This is a genomic window from Ruegeria sp. BC1, assembly GCF_056539305.1.
The window spans coordinates 79,687-96,210 of sequence record NZ_JBQFUT010000001.1 but is presented as its reverse complement, the minus strand read 5'-3'; the positions used below and the strand labels follow the sequence as shown (position 1 = coordinate 96,210).

General features: G+C 57.0%; 13 protein-coding genes and 1 riboswitch. Of the genes, 3 read left to right on the top strand and 10 right to left on the bottom strand.

The window, feature by feature from the left end; translation table 11 throughout:
- Nucleotides 1-17 precede the first annotated feature (17 nt).
- From glyS to ACR0IY_RS00510, 3 genes are read right to left on the bottom strand one after another with little or no spacing between them, the layout of a single operon-like run.
- Entirely contained in the window at nucleotides 18-2,219 is a 2,202-nt protein-coding gene (gene glyS / locus ACR0IY_RS00520) for a glycine--tRNA ligase subunit beta (protein ID WP_480669784.1), read from the bottom strand.
- Nucleotides 2,220-2,228: 9 nt separating this feature from the next.
- A complete protein-coding gene (gene gltS / locus ACR0IY_RS00515) occupies nucleotides 2,229-3,443 on the bottom strand; it encodes a sodium/glutamate symporter (protein ID WP_480669783.1) in 1,215 nt (404 codons plus the stop codon).
- Between the two features lie 9 nt (nucleotides 3,444-3,452).
- On the bottom strand, nucleotides 3,453-3,974 hold the full coding sequence (locus ACR0IY_RS00510) for a DUF6446 family protein (RefSeq protein ID WP_480669781.1): 522 nt from the start codon (nucleotides 3,972-3,974) through the stop codon (nucleotides 3,453-3,455).
- A gap of 91 nt (nucleotides 3,975-4,065) precedes the next feature.
- On the opposite strand from ACR0IY_RS00510, the gene ACR0IY_RS00505 reads away from it, so the two are divergent.
- Nucleotides 4,066-4,698 carry a MarC family protein gene (locus ACR0IY_RS00505; protein WP_480669779.1) on the top strand — a complete coding sequence of 211 codons (633 nt, stop codon included), beginning with the start codon at nucleotides 4,066-4,068 and terminating at the stop codon, nucleotides 4,696-4,698.
- 8 nt (nucleotides 4,699-4,706) lie between these two features.
- Here the strand turns inward: ACR0IY_RS00505 and ACR0IY_RS00500 are convergent, their stop codons facing one another.
- The gene (locus tag ACR0IY_RS00500; protein ID WP_480669777.1) at nucleotides 4,707-5,636 is read right to left on the bottom strand and encodes a glycine--tRNA ligase subunit alpha; all 930 of its coding nucleotides are present in this window, start codon (nucleotides 5,634-5,636) and stop codon (nucleotides 4,707-4,709) included.
- A 205-nt stretch (nucleotides 5,637-5,841) separates the two neighbouring features.
- Here ACR0IY_RS00500 and ACR0IY_RS00495 point away from each other — a divergent pair, with 205 nt between their 5' ends.
- On the top strand, nucleotides 5,842-7,581 hold the full coding sequence (locus ACR0IY_RS00495) for a serine protease (protein ID WP_480669776.1): 1,740 nt from the start codon (nucleotides 5,842-5,844) through the stop codon (nucleotides 7,579-7,581).
- Nucleotides 7,582-7,625: 44 nt separating this feature from the next.
- Here the strand turns inward: ACR0IY_RS00495 and ACR0IY_RS00490 are convergent, their stop codons facing one another.
- From ACR0IY_RS00490 to metZ, 5 genes are all read right to left on the bottom strand, one after another.
- Nucleotides 7,626-9,200, bottom strand: coding sequence for a thiamine pyrophosphate-binding protein (locus ACR0IY_RS00490; RefSeq protein WP_480669775.1), 1,575 nt, complete (start codon nucleotides 9,198-9,200; stop codon nucleotides 7,626-7,628).
- The gene (locus tag ACR0IY_RS00485; protein WP_480669773.1) at nucleotides 9,200-10,648 is read right to left on the bottom strand and encodes a TrkH family potassium uptake protein; all 1,449 of its coding nucleotides are present in this window, start codon (nucleotides 10,646-10,648) and stop codon (nucleotides 9,200-9,202) included. The genes ACR0IY_RS00490 and ACR0IY_RS00485 overlap by 1 nt, the downstream gene beginning before the upstream one ends.
- A 51-nt stretch (nucleotides 10,649-10,699) precedes the next feature.
- Complete coding sequence (locus ACR0IY_RS00480) at nucleotides 10,700-11,533, bottom strand: hypothetical protein (protein WP_480669772.1); 834 nt, start codon at nucleotides 11,531-11,533, stop codon at nucleotides 10,700-10,702.
- A 279-nt stretch (nucleotides 11,534-11,812) separates the two neighbouring features.
- Entirely contained in the window at nucleotides 11,813-12,916 is a 1,104-nt protein-coding gene (gene folE2 / locus ACR0IY_RS00475) for a GTP cyclohydrolase FolE2 (protein ID WP_480669770.1), read from the bottom strand.
- Nucleotides 12,917-13,087: 171 nt separating this feature from the next.
- Nucleotides 13,088-14,278 carry an O-succinylhomoserine sulfhydrylase gene (gene metZ, locus ACR0IY_RS00470; RefSeq protein WP_480669769.1) on the bottom strand — a complete coding sequence of 397 codons (1,191 nt, stop codon included), beginning with the start codon at nucleotides 14,276-14,278 and terminating at the stop codon, nucleotides 13,088-13,090.
- Between the two features lie 65 nt (nucleotides 14,279-14,343).
- A riboswitch (SAM riboswitch) is annotated at nucleotides 14,344-14,421 on the bottom strand.
- Between the two features lie 190 nt (nucleotides 14,422-14,611).
- Here metZ and ACR0IY_RS00465 point away from each other — a divergent pair.
- Nucleotides 14,612-15,301: a glutathione S-transferase N-terminal domain-containing protein gene (locus tag ACR0IY_RS00465; protein WP_480669767.1), complete on the top strand. Its 690-nt coding sequence runs from the start codon at nucleotides 14,612-14,614 to the stop codon at nucleotides 15,299-15,301.
- Nucleotides 15,302-15,342: 41 nt separating this feature from the next.
- Here the strand turns inward: ACR0IY_RS00465 and ACR0IY_RS00460 are convergent, their stop codons facing one another.
- On the bottom strand, nucleotides 15,343-16,290 hold the full coding sequence (locus ACR0IY_RS00460; protein ID WP_480669766.1) for a hypothetical protein: 948 nt from the start codon (nucleotides 16,288-16,290) through the stop codon (nucleotides 15,343-15,345).
- Between the last annotated feature and the right edge of the window lie 234 nt (nucleotides 16,291-16,524).

Here is a 16,524-nt window from a genome sequence, read left to right as displayed (position 1 = left end):
CGCAAGGGCGTTCTGATCTAGCCTTCGATCTTGCTGAGGTCGGCCACACTGGAACAGACCTGACGGATCTGGCTAAGCAGGTTCAGGCGGTTACGGCGCAGGATGTCATTGTCGGTGTTGACCTGAACATCTTCAAAAAACGCATCGACCGGACCGCGCAGCGCCGCCATGGCGGACATGGCGGCGGGGAAATCTTCGGTCTTCAATGCCGCATTGATCTGGCCCTGTGCCGCGTCGAGGGCTGCAAAAAGCGCCTTTTCACTGTCCGTCTCGGCAAATTTCACATCCGCACCGTAGGAGTATTCGACCCCGTCCTTCTCCTCAGCCTGAGTCAGGATGTTGTTGGCGCGCTTGAACCCCTGCACGAGGTTTTCCCCATCCTCGGTCGCGATCACCGCATTCAGGGCACGGGCGCGTTTGACCAGCAGGTTGAGGTCGTCATTGCCCTCCATCGCGATACAGGCGTCGATGATGTCGTGACGGATGCCTTCGTCACGGAGGAAGACTTTGAGGCGGTCGTGAATGAAGGACAGGAGGTCGATCGATCTGCTGTCAACGTGCCGGCCATCGACTAGGTTTGAAACTGTGATAGCCGCACCAAGTCCGAATGATGCGCCTCCTCCGGTCTTTTCCTTGAACACCTTTGCTGCTTCTTTAGCAGCTTTAGCGGACGTATTGCCGATCGACTCGTTGCATCGTCCGAGTTGGTTTGATTGAGAGTCGTGCAGTTTTACGCGCAGATCATTCGTCAGCACCAACCGGATAACCCCCAACGCCGCCCGGCGCAGGGCAAACGGGTCTTTCGATCCGGTCGGTTTCTCATCAATCGCCCAGAAACCGGTCAGTGTGTCCAGCTTGTCGGCCAACGCCACGGTCACCGACAGTGGTGCGGTCGGCACGTCATCCGACGGCCCCAGCGGCGAGTAATGCTCCTGCGCCACGGCAGCAACGGCGGCGTCTTCGCCCGCCGCTTCGATGTAATACCGCCCCATAAGCCCCTGAAGTTCGGGGAATTCATAGACCATTTCCGAGTTCAGATCGGCCTTGGCCAGACGCGCGGCTTTCTCGGCCTGATCGGCATCCGCACCGGTCACCGGGGCCAGTTCGCGGGCCAGTGCGGCGATGCGGTCGATCCGCTCGGCCTGTGTGCCCAGCTTGTTGTGGAATGTCACGTTCTCCAGCGCGCGGGTCCATTGGGTGATGTCCGATTTGGCAACGCGCAGGTCGTTCTCCCAAAAGAACTTTGCATCGGCCAGACGGGCCGACAGCACCTTTTGGTTCCCCGCCAGAATGGTCGCGCCGTTATCCGTGGTCTCGCGGTTGGCAACGGTGATGAAACGCTCGATCCGGCCCGTTTTCGAGTTCTTCACGGAAAAGAACTTCTGATGCTCTTTCATCGAGGTCTGCAGCACCTCGGGCGGCAATTCGAGGAACTCTTCGTCGATCTGCCCCATCAGCACCACCGGCCATTCGACCAGTCCGGCAACCTCGGCCAGCAGGCCCTTGTCATCGACCACTTCCAGACCGGCGGCAAAGGCCATGTTCTGGGCGTCGTTCCAGATATGCTCGGCACGGTCTGCGGGGTTCAGCACCACAAAAGCGCGCTTTAGCTTGGCGGCGTAGTCGTCGAACGACGTGATTGAAAAGCGGTTGGGGGCCATAAAGCGGTGCCCTGCGGTGGTATCGCCGGATTTGATGCCTTCGACCTCAAGCGGCACGACCTGCGCCCCGGCCTCATCGCTGAGGATGCACAGGATCGAATGCAACGGGCGCACCCAGCGCAACGCACCGCTACCCCAACGCATAGACTTGGGCCATGGGAAGTTGCGGATCGTCGCCTCAAGCACTTCAGCCACGATCTCGGCCGCCGGGCGACCGGGTTTTTCGATTGTGGCGAAATAGACCGCGCCCTTGGGGGTCTCGCGTTCCTCAAGCTGGCCACGGGTCAGGCCCGCGCCGCGCAGAAACCCTTCGATAGCTTTGTCAGGCGCGCCGACTTTCGGACCTTTGCGTTCTTCGCGGACCGTCGGGCTCTCAGCCAGCAGCCCCTCGATCGCCAGTGTCAGGCGGCGCGGGGTGGTCAGGGCAGCGGCCCCGGCATAGGTCAGACCGGCCTCGACCAAACCGTCGGTGATCCGCTTTTTCAGGTCCTCGCCCGCACGGACTTGCATACGGGCGGGGATTTCCTCGGAAAACAGTTCGATCAGCAGGTCGGGCATTTTCGGTCCTTAGAAATTGACGATCGTCTGGATGACGATGGCATTGGCGATATCCACAAAAAAGGCGGATACAAGGGGCAGCACGATAAAGGCAATAGGCGACGGGCCATATCGCTTGGTTACGGCGGTCATATTGGCGATGGCAGTGGGGGTCGCGCCGAGGGCGAACCCGCCAAACCCAGCAGCCAGAACGGCGGCCCGGTAGTTGCTGCCCATCACGGGGAACAGCACCCAGATCACAAAAGCGACGGTAAACAAGGTCTGTGCGGACATGATGACGGCGATGGCCAGCCCGAGCTCGGTAATGGTCCAGAGTTGCAGGCTCATCAGAGACATCGCCAGAAACGCGCCCAGAGAAAACTCGGAGATCAGCGCGAGCGATGGCGTGCGCGATACAGGCGGTGCTTTAGGGGCAAAAGCCGTGCGAAGGTTGGCGATGACAATCCCCATGATCAGACAGGGCACGAACAGCGGCAGTTTCAGCCCCGCAGCGGTGATCACTTCGGACAGCATATAGCCCAGGATGATTGCCACATTCAGATGCAGCAGAACGCGCATGATTGTCAGGTGGTCAATTGACGACAATTGGCTGTCGGGCGTGTCGGGCAAACCAATTGTATGCGCTTCATCCGGCCGGTCGGGTACAAGGTGGCGGCCTTCGACCAGAAGGCGCGCAATCGGGCCACCGACCAAGGCAGCCAGAACAAGGCCCAGCGTGGCCACGGCAACCCCCAGTTCGGTTGCGCCCGCCAGTCCGGTTGCAGAGGCCACCTCGGGCGCCCAGGCGATTGCAGTGCCATGACCGCCGATCAGCGCCGCCGATCCGAACAGCACGCCAGCCTGTGCGGGATACCCAAACATGGCCGCCCCCACTGCACCAATCACGTTTTGGGCCAGAATGGTTACAAGGGTCAGAACCAGCAGGATCAGCAGAGGTTTACCCCCTGCAATAAGGTCGGAAAGACGAGCGTTCAGACCGATCCCAGCAAAGAACACAAGCAACAGAAAATCGCGGGCTGCCAATCCGAACGAAAGCTCAAGATCGAAACTGAGATACAGGGCCAACACCACCAGAGACGCCAGCAGCCCGCCGGTTACAGGTTCCGGTATGTTAAACTGGCGCAAGGTTGCGACTCGTGCATTGATCTCGGCACCAATCAGATAGACCGCAAACCCAAGAGTCGCGGTCAGAAAGTCCGGGATTTGCAACGCACCTTCGGTCATCAACCAACCTCAGTTTTCCGGGCGCGGCGGGCATTCCTCGCCCACCACAGTTCCGTCATAGGCCTTTTCACCGCAATTGTTCAGCGCGTGCCAGACATAGCCTTTACCATCTGTGGTCACAGCAACAATTCGATCAACACCATACTGGACATTCTTCACCCCCATAAAAGCCTGCGCCTGCCCGGTTCTGAGGGCATCAGCTATTGCAACCGCGTTGTAACAATCAAACCACCCAGGAGCAGTCAGGGGTTCTGCATTTTCAACCTGCTGGTATGCAGCCAGATCCTCGGCCGTCACATCGGTCTCAAAACAGGCCCGATAGCGAATTGGCGAGCTATCCGCATTGATCGCCTGAAAATTGGTATACGAAATCGGCTTCGTGGTTTCGGCATCCCTGGTCAGCAAAACCACATCCTCGCCGGGTTGCGGTGTGACGTCGTAGTAAAACCCGTACACCTGCAGGTAATACATGCCCGCACCGGCCAAAGCCGCAGAGACCATGAGAATGATTGCAAGTAGCTTTCCTGTCATCTTGTGAGCATCCCGATCACGCCGCCTCTTTCATCTTCAGAGGAATTAGGCCAGTTTCCAAAACGATACAGGTAGAAACAGGGCTTTTGACATGGATTCGACCCTTGCCGTTGGGTTTTTCGGCGCATTGTTTGCCATCATGAACCCAATCACCAACCTGCCCGTTTTTCTCAGCGTGACCGACGGCCTGAAGCCAGCCGACCAGCGCAAGGTTGCGATCAAAACGGCTACCTATTGCCTGATCCTTGGCACCGCTTTCGCAGCCATTGGCAATAAGGCATTGGGTCTGTTCGGCATCAGCGTAGACGATCTGCGTGTTGCGGGCGGTCTGGTCGTTCTGATGATCGGCCTGCATATGCTGAGCGGCACCGAAAGCACCACGCATCACGGAACCGAAGGGGAAAAAGAAACGTATCCCGAACCCGACACCGTGGCTTTCTACCCGCTGGCATTTCCCATTCTGGTCGGCCCCGGCACGATCACGACGCTGATCCTGTACGCGCACCACATCTCGAAACCCAAGGACGCCATTATTTACGCAGGCGTCTTTCTGGCCGTTCTGTTTCTGCTGTTCATCACCTTCTGGAATGCCTCGGCCCTGTCCAAGCGGCTGTCGGACAACGCACGCGTCATCATGAGCCGTTTCATGGGCATGATCCTGTCGGCCATTGCCATCAGCATGATTGCAGACGGGTTGAAGGTGCTTTTGCCGGGATTGGCCTGAACCCCTCATTAGCCCTCGAACCCGGCGGCCCCGGTCTGAACAAAGGCGTCGGCGCATTGCTTGGCCAGTGCACGAACACGCCCGATATAAGCCTGCCGTTCCGTCACTGAGATCACCCCCCGCGCGTCCAGCAGGTTAAAGATATGGGACGCCTTGATGCATTGGTCATAGGCCGGATGCGCCATGATGATACGCTTACCAGTCTTCGGGTCGTCGTGTTCCTGCGCCAGAATGGTGGCGCATTCGGTTTCCGCCTCTTCAAAATGACGCAAAAGAACTTCGGTGTTGGCTACGTCAAAGTTCCAGCGGGCATATTCCTCTTCAGTCTGCTTGAAGATGTCGCCATAAGTAAGCGGGCTGGGCGATTGCGGGTCGTTGAAGGGCATGTCCATCACGTGATCGATGCCCAGCACATACATCGCCAGACGTTCGAGCCCATAGGTCAGCTCGCCCGACACCGGAGCACAATCATGACCGCCAACCTGCTGGAAATAGGTGAACTGGCTGACTTCCATGCCGTCGCACCAAACTTCCCAACCCAGCCCCCATGCACCAAGGGTCGGGCTTTCCCAGTCATCCTCGACAAAGCGGATGTCGTGCAGGTTCATGTCGATGCCGATGGCCTCGAGCGAGCCCAGATATAGCTCTTGTAGGTCCGGCGGGCTAGGTTTGATCAACACCTGATACTGGTAGTAATGCTGCAACCGGTTCGGGTTTTCACCATACCGTCCGTCCGTCGGGCGCCGGGACGGTTGCACATAGGCGGCAGCCCAAGCTTTTGATCCCAATGCGCGCAACGTGGTGGCCGGGTGAAAGGTACCTGCCCCAACTTCCATGTCATAAGGTTGCAGGATGGCGCAGCCCTTGGAAGCCCAATAGGTCTGAAGTCGCAGGATAATTTCCTGAAAAGAACGTGGTGCGCTGGACTGTTCGGTCATGACATTCCCTTTGGACGCAGCTGCGCCCGGTTCCGGTCGGTTTTGCCCTTCCTATGCAAGGGGCCGAGGGGCGTCAACGGGCCAATGCCCGCGCGCTGTCACTGCGCCGCCACACTGGAAATTCCCCGTATTCCGGGCATGGCATTCCCCACTGCAAATCGCGTAGTCTGCAGCAAAGCTAAAACACTGCGGACACGGGCAGACAATGACACGCATATTCACTGCAATTTTGTTTCTATTTCTCTTCAGCGTGCGCGCTGTATTTGCGCAGCAGGACGAGGGCGTCTGGGTTCAGGTTGAGGCTCAACCCTCACTGCGCGAGGCCCAGGAACGGGCACAAGCTTATTCCAACAGCCTACCTGATGTGAACGGATTTCGCCTGAACTCTGGCTGGTATGCCATTGTTATTGGTCCTTATTTACGCAGTGATGCCGAGCAGGTTCTGCGTGTTTATCGGGCCGAAGGCCAGATCCCGGCAGACAGCTATATCGCGTTCTCAAGTTCTCTGGGTCAGCAATTCTGGCCTGTTGGTTCAAGTATTCTCGATAGGGATGCAGTGGTACCGCCGGTGGACAACACATCGCAATCTGAACAACCCGTGCCCGGGCTGACACCCGAACCTGCGGACGAAACGCGGGCACAAGCCTTGCAATCCGAACGCCTTTTGACAGCACAGGAACGCAAGAGCTTGCAAACTGCGCTTAAAGCGGCAGGATTCTACAACTCGACAATTGACGGCGCATTCGGTCAGGGCACGCGTCGTTCGATGGGAGACTGGCAGCGGTTCAATGGTCACGAGGCAACAGGCGTCCTGACCTCGGCTCAGCGCAAAGCGCTGATGGACGACTACAATGCGCCGCTGCTCAGCGTTGGTATGGGACGGCATTCGGATACGCAGGCCGGCATTGATCTGGATCTGCCCTTGGGCGTCATTGCCTTTGACCGCTATGAGGCCCCGTTCGCCCATTTCAATGGCACAACCGATCTGGGTGCCAAGGCTCTGCTGATCAGCCAGAAAGGCGACAAGGCGACGTTGCGGGCACTATACGAGGTGTTGCAGTCCCTGGAAATTGTACCGCTGGACGGCCCTCGGGAATTGCGCCGCAACGGCTTTACGCTGGAAGGACGCGGCAACGGGATCGTGTCCTATACCGAGGCAACACTGAAGGATGATCAGATCAAAGGCTTTACTTTGGTCTGGCCGGAAGGTGACGACGCCCGCCGAGCACGGGTTCTGGCGGCGATCAAGGCCAGCTTCGTCGCCAATGACGCAGTATTGGACGCCGGTGCAGGCGCGGATGTCGAACAACGGATCGATCTGGTGTCGGGCTTGCAGGTGCGCAAACCCCGGCTGTCCCGCTCTGGGTTCTTCACCGATGCAAACGGCACGGTCTTGACGGTTTCGGAGGCGGCTGAAAGCTGTACACGGATCACGCTGGGCGGCGATCAGGAGGTTCAGGTTGCACTAACCGATAACGATCTGGGCGTCGCGGTTCTGCGCCCCAGCCGCACACTGGTCCCGATCAGCATTGCCGAATTCAGTGCCGATAAACCCAGAATTCAATCCGAGGTCGCGGTTTCGGGCTTTTCCTATCAGGGTGCGTTGGGCGCACCGACGCTGACCTATGGCCAAATAGCTGATGTGCGCGGCCTGAACGGTGAGGACGGAGTGAAACGTCTGGCGCTGGCCGCTCAGCCGGGTGATGCGGGTGGTCCAGTATTTGACGACAACGGTCAGGTTGTCGGTATGCTGCTTCCTACCCCATCCGAGGGACGTACTCTGCCCGGCTCGGTTAGTCTTGCAGCCACGGCGGATCGGTTGAATGAGGTTCTGTCCAAAGCTGGCGTAGCTGGTCAACCCAGCCAATCAACCGCTGAAATCTCACCCAATGAACTCAGCCGCAGGGCAAATGGTATGACCGTGCTGGTGCATTGTTGGGATTGAGTTGCGGAAAACCCTTGAAACGCAGCCCCTTTGGGCGGCTTTTTTTAGGTGATATCGGGGGTTACCCGGATCAGGGTCGGAACCGGGGCATCGAAGGCCGCACGAACGTCGGCCTGCATCTCTTCCAAATTAGACGGAGCTGCGGACCGTGCGCCAAACGCTTCGGCCAGCTTGCAGAAATCCGGGTTATGCGCGACGACTGCGTTCGGGGCAATCTGGCCGCGAACCATACTGTCTTCGATCTCTTTCAGCTTGCCGTTATCCCACAAGATGATGGGCAAGGACAAACCCAGTTCGACAGCCACACCTAGCTCCATCATGGTATAGTGAAACCCGTAATCCCCCGCGATCACCGCCGTAGGTTTGCCCCGACGCGCGACCGCGCCGCCAATTCCCGCGGGCAGAGCATAACCCAACGTGCCGAAGCCGGTCGGATGATGCCAGTGGTATGGATAAGCCATGTCCCAAACCTCTTTGGCGACATAGGCGAATTGGGTCATGTCAGAGTAGATCATTGTGCCGACAGGCATGGCCTCCCGCAACGCGTTCAACACGGGAACAATTCCCGGACGTTCGGCGTCTGCTTCGGCGCGCCAGCGATTGCGGGCCTCGGCGACTTCGTCACTGGTCCAGCCTTTCGCGGGCTTCGCGTTGTCAATCGCCGCCCAAAGCGCATGAGCAAAGCTTTCCCCATCAGCTTGCAGCTTGATCGCCGCCCGGTGGTGATCAGACAGAACTTTGGGATCAAGATCGACCCGCACAAGGTGAGAGCTATAACCCAGCGAATCGCGCCACAAATCAACTTCGCCCAGTTCAGCACCAACCGCGACCACAAGATCGGCCGATCCGATTACGTCAGCGCTGCCCGGGCGCGTCAGCGCTGCGCCGAAATCCAGCGCATAACCCTGCCCCGCCATCCCGCGCCCGGCGAAGGTTGTGAAACAGGCAGCCCCCAGTTGGGTCAGGATTTGTCGCCACAGATTGGACCGCGCTCCGCCGCCGAGAATGAACAGTGGTCGTTGCGCGATATTGAGCAGCGACAACACTGGACCCAAATCCGGTGGCAAAACCTTGGTGCGCAGACCTGGCTGGTTGGGAAATGGCGCGGGATCGACCTCAGCCTCCAGCTGCGCGATCGGCACCTGAATGTGCTTGGGTCGCGGGCGGGACAATTCGAATTCTTCAAAAGCACGTTCAACCAGACCATATGCCGCCTGAGCGGTACTGGCCTGATGCGACCAATCCGCCACGCCCTCGGCTGCAGCACGCTGATCTTTCATCTGGTGCAATTGCCCCTGAACCCGCTGCGGATCGTCCAGACACGAAGACATCACCAGCAAAGGCACTGAATCCGTATAGGCCTGCCCCATTGGTGTCATGATATTGCAAAGGCCCGGCCCAGTGATCACGTAAGCCACCCCCGGTTTTCCTGTTGCACGCGCGTAACCGTCAGCCATGAAACCTGCACCTTGCTCGTGCCGGGCCAGTACATGCGTGATACCGGCTTCTTCGATGCCGCGGTACATTTCCTGGTTATGCACCCCAGGTATGCCAAAAATCACATCAACACCCCTGTCCTTCAGCATATGTGAAATTTGGGCTCCAAGAGGTCTTTTCATCAATTTCTCCAGAATTGGACGGTAAACAGTGCGTAGACGGCCAGCAGTTCCAGTCGCCCGACCAACATGCCGACCGACAACAGCCATTTCGCAGTATCGTTCAGCCCCGCAAAGTTGCCAGCGGGCCCGATCTGTGACCCCAAACCTGGCCCCACATTAGCCAGAGCCGTTGCTGCGCCCGAGACCGACGTGATGAAGTCCAGCCCCGTCAAAGCAAGTGCCCAGGCCAGCACCCCCAATGACACCACGAAGAACATGAAAAAGCTCATCACCGATGTCAGCACGTCTGTCCCGATGGTGCGCCCGTCATATTGCGGCCTAAACACACCATGCGGCGTTCGGATTCTCTGGATCTGCGTTTTGATCGAGGCGAAAAGCAACTGATACCGGAAGATTTTGATCGAACAGGCCGTCGAACCCGCGCAGCCTCCAATCAGGCCGATCAGAAAGAACAACATGACCGGGAAACTGCCCCACCCCATATAATCCACGCTGGCATAACCGGTGCCGGAAATGATCGAGGTGATATTGAAAAGGGATTCCCGGAATGCCTGCTCCCAGTGATGCGGGAACACCGACGTCAGAAAGGCCGCCATGATCACGACCAGCACCAGTATTGTCGCCAGAAAGGCCCGTATCTGACTATCATGCCAGATCGAGGTGGTGTTGCCGTTGGCAAACTGCACGTAACGTACGAACGGCAGGGCCGCGAGAACCATGAACACAGAGGCCGCGTATTCCGTTGGCCCAGAAAACGTTCCAAAGGATGAATCGTAATTGGAAAACCCGCCGGTTGCGATAGTCGTCATAGCGTGGACTATCGCGTCAAAAAAGCTCATGCCCAGTCCAGCGTAAACGAGTGCGCAGACAAAGGTCAGAAAGACGTAAATCAGGGATATCTGTCCCGCAATTTCCTGCGCGCGCGGCAGGATTTTCCCCATGGTTTCAAACCCTTCCGAGCGGAAAATCTGCATTCCGCCAACCCGAAGTTCGGGCAGAAACACCATGGCGACAACAATAATGCCGATACCGCCCAGCCATTGCAGAAGGCCCCGCCACAGCAGCAACCCCTGCGGCAGTTCATCGAGCCCCGAAATGACGGTCGAGCCGGTGGTCGTCAACCCAGACATCGCCTCGAAATAGGCATCGACAAATCGCAGTTCTGTCTCACCCAGCAAAAACGGGATAGCACCAAAAAACGGCAGCGCCACCCAGACACCAGTGGTCAGCAGAAAGGTCTGACGGATCGTCAGACCTTCGCCCACCCCGTTCGAGCAGCTGATGGACAGAACCACGCCTGTCAGGATTGTAATGATGCCGCTTTCCAAGAACACATGCCACTGGCCACGGCCTTCGATAAAGTCCGCAAGCATAGGCAGCATCATGGTCGCCCCAAGAATGGCGACCAACAGGCCAATCACATATCCAACCGGGCGCATGTCCGTCATGAGGCGCAGCGTTGGCGCGCCTGCACGACTGTGTCAAGCGGATGTCCGGTATTACCCTTCTGTTTTGCTGGCGGGCTTGGGCATCGCAGGTGGCTTAGAAGGCGCGCGCGTCCGGCGTTGCGGTGCCGGAGCCTGAGCAGTTTCCGCTTTGGTTGCTGTGACATTCGGCGTGGATTTTGTGGCTGCCGGTTTGGCGACGGGAGCAGCTGCTTTAGGTGCCGCAGGTGTTGAAGCCTGTGTCTTGAGAGCCGCAGGTGTGCCTGCCGGTTTGGGCGCCGCAGGTTTTGCTGGTGTCTTTGCCGCCACAGGCTTTGGGGCTGCGGGTTTAACTTCGGCTTTGACCTCAGCGGGCTTAACCTTAACCGTTTTGGCAACCGAAGGCTTGGCCGCCGCTTTTGCAGCGGTGGGTTTGGCAACTTGTGCCTTGGGCGCGGGCTTTGCATTAGCCGCAGCACGCGTGGGTGTTTCGGCCATTGACGCGGTTACGGCGGTGGGCGCCGGTATCTGTGGATTTGCCTTGTTCGCTGGTTTCGCTGGCGACGTTTTGGTCCGAACAGCAGCTTTCTTAGGGGACGCAGGCTTGGGTGATTCGGCCTTTGGCTTCACTGCTGTCTTTGCCCGTGCGGTCGGCTTAGATTTTGCAGTAGGCGCCGCTTCAGCCTTGACTGCGGGCTTGTTCGCTTTTGCCTTGGACCGGAACTCTGGCTTTGGCTCAACTGGCGCAGGGGTCGCCGCCGACGCGTGCAGCGCATGGACCGGAACAAACGGCAGCTCCATGGCCGAGTTGGCCAGAATTTGCATGATCTTCAGTTGGTTGCTAACCGCGTATCCAGCCATACGAATAGCCGCCGCCTGAAATTCCAGCGGTTGGGTAATCGGATTCATTAGTCGTTTCTCCTGTAAAAAAACAGTGCAACCACCCTGGGAAAGAAGATCCTTGCCCGCCCCGACACTTCGGGCGGGCTGTTCAGGGTTGAAGTTCCGGGGCGTTTCACGTCTCGGCTTCCTTTCAGTGCAGCATGATACCTTCTGGGCACACACCACGGCTGCAATCCAAGCCAGTGTAACGCAAAATACCTCGCATACGCAGCATGATTTGCTGCGATGCGGCAAAATTTCGCCTGTTGACTAATTTTGAGACTTCCCGAGGCCCGTTCTGCTTAGTTATCCAACATGGAACAAAGTCGAGAAAAGACGCGGATCGAGGCTGCCGGACACGAACGTCGGACCCTCGGTCAATACCGAGACCGCATCATGGCTGTGCAGACTTTCCTGATGGCTGGCCACCACTCGGAAATCACCAACGTGATGGTCGGCCAACAGCTCGGCGCAGAACAGGCGGGCCGCGTCTTCCACAAAGATCGGGTTGGCGGCGTTGAGCTCGGCAAAGGCCTGTTCGTCCTCGCGTTTGACCATCACCTGGGTTTCCGTTGGCACGGCACGGCGGCACAACGCAATCAGGTCTTCGAACCAAAGACAATCTGCGTCACAGTCGACCACAACCGAAATCCGGGCAACCGAGCGCTGGGAATGCGGCGTCGCCAACTGACCGCGCTGGGAACGCGCATGTTCGCTGAGTTCCAGTGAACATGGACAGGTCGACGAATAAACATAGTCCAGATGCATGATCTTCTGGCGCACACCATTCTGTTCAACCAGTTCCAACGCGATGTCGTAGTACTGATACCCCTCCAGCCCAGATCGCAGGCTTTTCACCCGATCCGGGTAGGAAAAGCGCATCTGAATGCGCGCATCAAAGCTGTCCAAATCAGTCATATAGTCGTTCAGCGCGGCCTCAATGACTTCAAAACTGAATGTGCGCTCGGCATGTTTGTAGAACGAACGCATGATCCGGGACATGTTGATGCCCTTCTTTTCGGCATCAAGGCTGACCGTCCCCGTGATCGAGGTCTCCAGCGTCAGGTCCTCACCATGCTTGCGGTGGAACCGGATCGGCAGGCGAAAGTTCGAAATGCCGACATGCTGAATTTGCTGCTTGGCCCCACGGATCAGACTGGATGGCCCGTTTTGAAGATCAGGCAAACCCGCACGATAGGCCGCATCGACTTCAAATTCGCTGGGGTATTCCCGCGAAAGCGATGGGTAATTCATCTGAGTCAATCTCGGTACAAGGCGTACAATTGCCGGGTCGAGCTGATTGATTTCGGCCTCGGATGCCGTTTCAGCCCATTCGCGCAGTGTTTTCAGTGCCGCTGCGGCCTCATCATGGTCAGGTGCGTCATCAATGTCACGGGGATGCACATTCATCGATCAAGGTTCCTCGGGTTGATCGCCGGACTATACTCAGCTTTGGCGCGTTTTCCAGTTTATCCGTATACGCCGGAAAACACAGCCCGGATCGAATTTCGGTGCGGGATGAGCAATTTACCACCCCACACACAGTTATTTGGTCCACCAATAGCAGGTCCTATCACCCGGTTACTGCTGAGAAACGGCCAAAGCGTGCCTGATATCGGCAAGCAGGTCATCCGCATCCTCAAGACCCACCGAAAAGCGGACCAGTCCAGGCGTAATGCCCAGCTCATCTTTCTGTTCATCACTCAGGCGCTGATGCGTTGTGGTTGCGGGATGGGTCGCAATCGACTTGGCGTCGCCCAGATTGTTCGAGATCACAGGAATTTTCATCGCATTGAGGAACGCGAACGCCGCCTCTTTCCCGCCCTTGATATCCAGGGAAAGAACCGTGCCACCCTTGCCACCTAGCTGCGTCTGCACCAACGCGTTCTGAGCGTGAGTTTTCAGCCCCGGATACAGCGTGCGCTTCAGCGCAGCATGTCCCTCGAGCGCTTCTGCCAGGATTTGGGCGGTCTCTGCCTGTGCATTGACCCGCAGGGCCATGGTTTCCAGCCCCTTCAGCATGATCCAGGCGTTGAACGGGCTGAGCGCGCCACCGGTGTGTTTCATGTAAGGCTCAACTGTACCACGGATGAATTCCTTGGTTCCGATGATCACACCGCCCAACGCGCGGCCCTGTCCGTCGATATGCTTGGTGGCCGAATAGATGACCACATCCGCCCCCTGCTCGACCGCACGCGAGAAAACAGGCGTGGAAAAGACGTTGTCCACAACAACCAGCGCCCCAACTTCATGGGCCAGCGCTGCAACGGCCGAGATGTCGATGACCTCAAGCGTCGGGTTCGACATGGATTCGAAGAACACGGCCTTGGTATCCGGCCGGATCGCAGCTTTCCATTCGTCCAGATTGGTGCCGTCGACAAACGTCACGTCTACACCAAAACGGGTCAGAATATTTTCAACGATATATAGGCAAGATCCGAACAGAGCCTTGGCCGAAACAATGTGATCACCGGCCTTCAGCATCGAAGTCAGCGCGCCATTCACAGCAGCCATACCAGAGGCCGTTGCAAACGCATCTTCCGCCCCTTCAAGCGCCGCAATACGCTGTTCGAACATCGACACGGTCGGGTTGCCGTAGCGGGCATAGATGAACTCATCCGGGCCGGATTCGATGAACCGCGCCTCGGCTTGTTCAGCGTTTTCGTAAACGAAGCCTTGGGTCAGAAAAATCGCCTCGCTGACCTCATTATATTGGCTGCGACGGATGCCGCCATGGACGGCTTGGGTGCGTTTGTTCCAGCTTTCGCTCATGTCATTCCTCTCGACCCTTGTCTGGCAAGGGCATCAAAAAAACCCCAGACGCGGTCAAGCGAAAGGGGCCTTTCATCCTGACCTTTTAGCGGTTTTGTTTAGCGTGGCCCGCAATCCGGTAACAAATCGCCACGTAGTGCTGATGCCCTTACGCCCCGCAGGCGAACACGTCAACCCTGACGGCAGTGTGTCACGGTTCTGTAACCGTCTAACCCAAGCACCACTGCGCGGCGAAAGGATGCCGCCGTCATACAAAGCCTACCCGAGTTGACTACAAAACCTCTTGCCGTTCTCGCGGATAGCATCATGATCCTCTCAACCTGAGGAGACATCATGATCGACCTGTATTTCTGGCCCACACCAAACGGTTGGAAAGTATCCATCGCTTTGGAAGAGATGGAACTGCCTTACAAAACCCATCTGGTCAACATCGGGAAAGGCGACCAGTTCGACCCCGAGTTCTTGCGCATCTCTCCCAACAACCGCATGCCTGCGATCCTTGACCCGGATGGGCCAGATGGCGCGCCCATCTCGGTTTTCGAGAGCGGTGCAATCCTGATGTATCTGGCCCGCAAGACCGGCCGGTTTTACGGAAAAACCGAGCGCGACCGAGTTGCGGTCGAAGAGTGGCTGATGTGGCAAATGGGCGGCGTCGGCCCCATGGCAGGTCAGGCTCATCACTTTCTGAAATATGCGCCCAACATGGACCCACCCCAGGACCTGCCCTATCCCAAAGACCGCTACCGCGCCGAGGTTGGTCGGCTATACGGCGTACTTGACCGGCGGCTTGCCGAGCATGAATTCGTTGCAGGCGATTTCTACTCGATCGCCGATATGTCTATCTGGGGCTGGGCCAGTTTGTGGGAAGGGCAGCAACAGACTCTGGACGACAAACCCCACTTTGCCCGTTGGCTGGAAATAATGAACGCACGCCCCGGTGTGCAGGCCGGACGTGCGCTACATGCCGAGCTGCGATCGGACAACCGGGGCCAGCAGGCGCAGAGCGTTTTGTTCAAAAGATAACTGATCGACAAGCCGCCGGATCATCATAGAACACGCTGAGTTCAGTACCCTGACTTCCGGTCCCTGGCACCTCCGGTTTTCTCGTCAAAATAGCGTGCCAGATCGTAGATGGGGCTTCGGTATGGTAAATCTCTGATACAATTCGATTTGCCTCCCTGCGCTTTAATCAGATGAGACATCAAATGGTCTGAACCATAGTCCTGCATCCAAAACCCTATGCTCTCGAACAGGTTGGATTCGCTTTTCTGTGTTATGGCTTCGCACCGAGTTTTCCCCCTAACCTTTCGCACAACCAACGTCTGAACATCATGCCTGGGCTTCTGATCAACGTCATATGCGTAGGTTGCGATCTGATAGTGCGGCCCTTCCTCTTCAATGCGGGCTTGGATCGAAAGCGTTTCTGTGACGGGCAAATAACTATTGGGTTCAAAAGTATTTGTATCCAACGATACCGTAAAAAAGCCATCGGATTCGACCGGGCCTGACCTGTGAAACCCATCATCGAAATCTGGTTTCAGCTTCAGAATTTCGAAGGCTTTTTCAACTGGAAGTCCAGTACTTATGCGGGATTTGTCGCGCATTGTATAAGAGGGGATCACATACAAAGCTAACATCAACAAAAATAATCCCAGCCACAAGAAAATCCCACCGAAAACGACGATGAAAATTACCCAAAACAGGGCCATGATACCCTCATCTCTTGGCATGTAGTTCGGCAAAACTGCGAAAAAAGGCAAAAGCATAAGCAGCAATCCCAGAACCAATGCGGCGCAGATTGTCTCCCACCAAACATGAGGATAAGCCAAAATCAGGCCGAAAACAGCTGTCAGGCACGCGGCCACAATACATGTCTTAACTATCGGATCGGCCAGTAATGCTGTGGTTCCGAACAAAGCTTCACCGGCGAACAATCCAGCAAACACAATGGCCATACTTGCCAAAGCAAGCCTTCTCAGTCGCAAAATGCGATATAAATATTTGTTTTTCATAAAAATACACCCTAAAGATGAGGGCACGCTACACCCTCAACCAGGGCGTAAATAAGGCAATCATCGACCCCAAACTGACACGAACAGGCAGCAAGCTGTGGTTTGAGTGCCAAATATTCGCTGCTATACTGCGATTTTAAACGCCAAGAGGATCAATTTAAGACCACACCCGAAGCATAACGTGAATATTTCGAGGGCGGCTCGAAGATTATTGCCCACCGCCGAAGGGAACGA

Bases quoted from the DNA above. Each gene is read 5' to 3' on its own strand.
- glyS (WP_480669784.1), bottom strand. From the start codon at position 2,219: ATGCCCGACCTGCTGATCGAACTGTTTTCCGAGGAAATCCCCGCCCGT.
- gltS (WP_480669783.1), bottom strand. From the start codon at position 3,443: ATGACCGAAGGTGCGTTGCAAATCCCGGACTTTCTGACCGCGACTCTT.
- ACR0IY_RS00510 (WP_480669781.1), bottom strand. From the start codon at position 3,974: ATGACAGGAAAGCTACTTGCAATCATTCTCATGGTCTCTGCGGCTTTG.
- ACR0IY_RS00505 (WP_480669779.1), top strand. From the start codon at position 4,066: ATGGATTCGACCCTTGCCGTTGGGTTTTTCGGCGCATTGTTTGCCATC.
- ACR0IY_RS00500 (WP_480669777.1), bottom strand. From the start codon at position 5,636: ATGACCGAACAGTCCAGCGCACCACGTTCTTTTCAGGAAATTATCCTG.
- ACR0IY_RS00495 (WP_480669776.1), top strand. From the start codon at position 5,842: ATGACACGCATATTCACTGCAATTTTGTTTCTATTTCTCTTCAGCGTG.
- ACR0IY_RS00490 (WP_480669775.1), bottom strand. From the start codon at position 9,200: ATGAAAAGACCTCTTGGAGCCCAAATTTCACATATGCTGAAGGACAGG.
- ACR0IY_RS00485 (WP_480669773.1), bottom strand. From the start codon at position 10,648: ATGACGGACATGCGCCCGGTTGGATATGTGATTGGCCTGTTGGTCGCC.
- ACR0IY_RS00480 (WP_480669772.1), bottom strand. From the start codon at position 11,533: ATGAATCCGATTACCCAACCGCTGGAATTTCAGGCGGCGGCTATTCGT.
- folE2 (WP_480669770.1), bottom strand. From the start codon at position 12,916: ATGAATGTGCATCCCCGTGACATTGATGACGCACCTGACCATGATGAG.
- metZ (WP_480669769.1), bottom strand. From the start codon at position 14,278: ATGAGCGAAAGCTGGAACAAACGCACCCAAGCCGTCCATGGCGGCATC.
- ACR0IY_RS00465 (WP_480669767.1), top strand. From the start codon at position 14,612: ATGATCGACCTGTATTTCTGGCCCACACCAAACGGTTGGAAAGTATCC.
- ACR0IY_RS00460 (WP_480669766.1), bottom strand. From the start codon at position 16,290: ATGAAAAACAAATATTTATATCGCATTTTGCGACTGAGAAGGCTTGCT.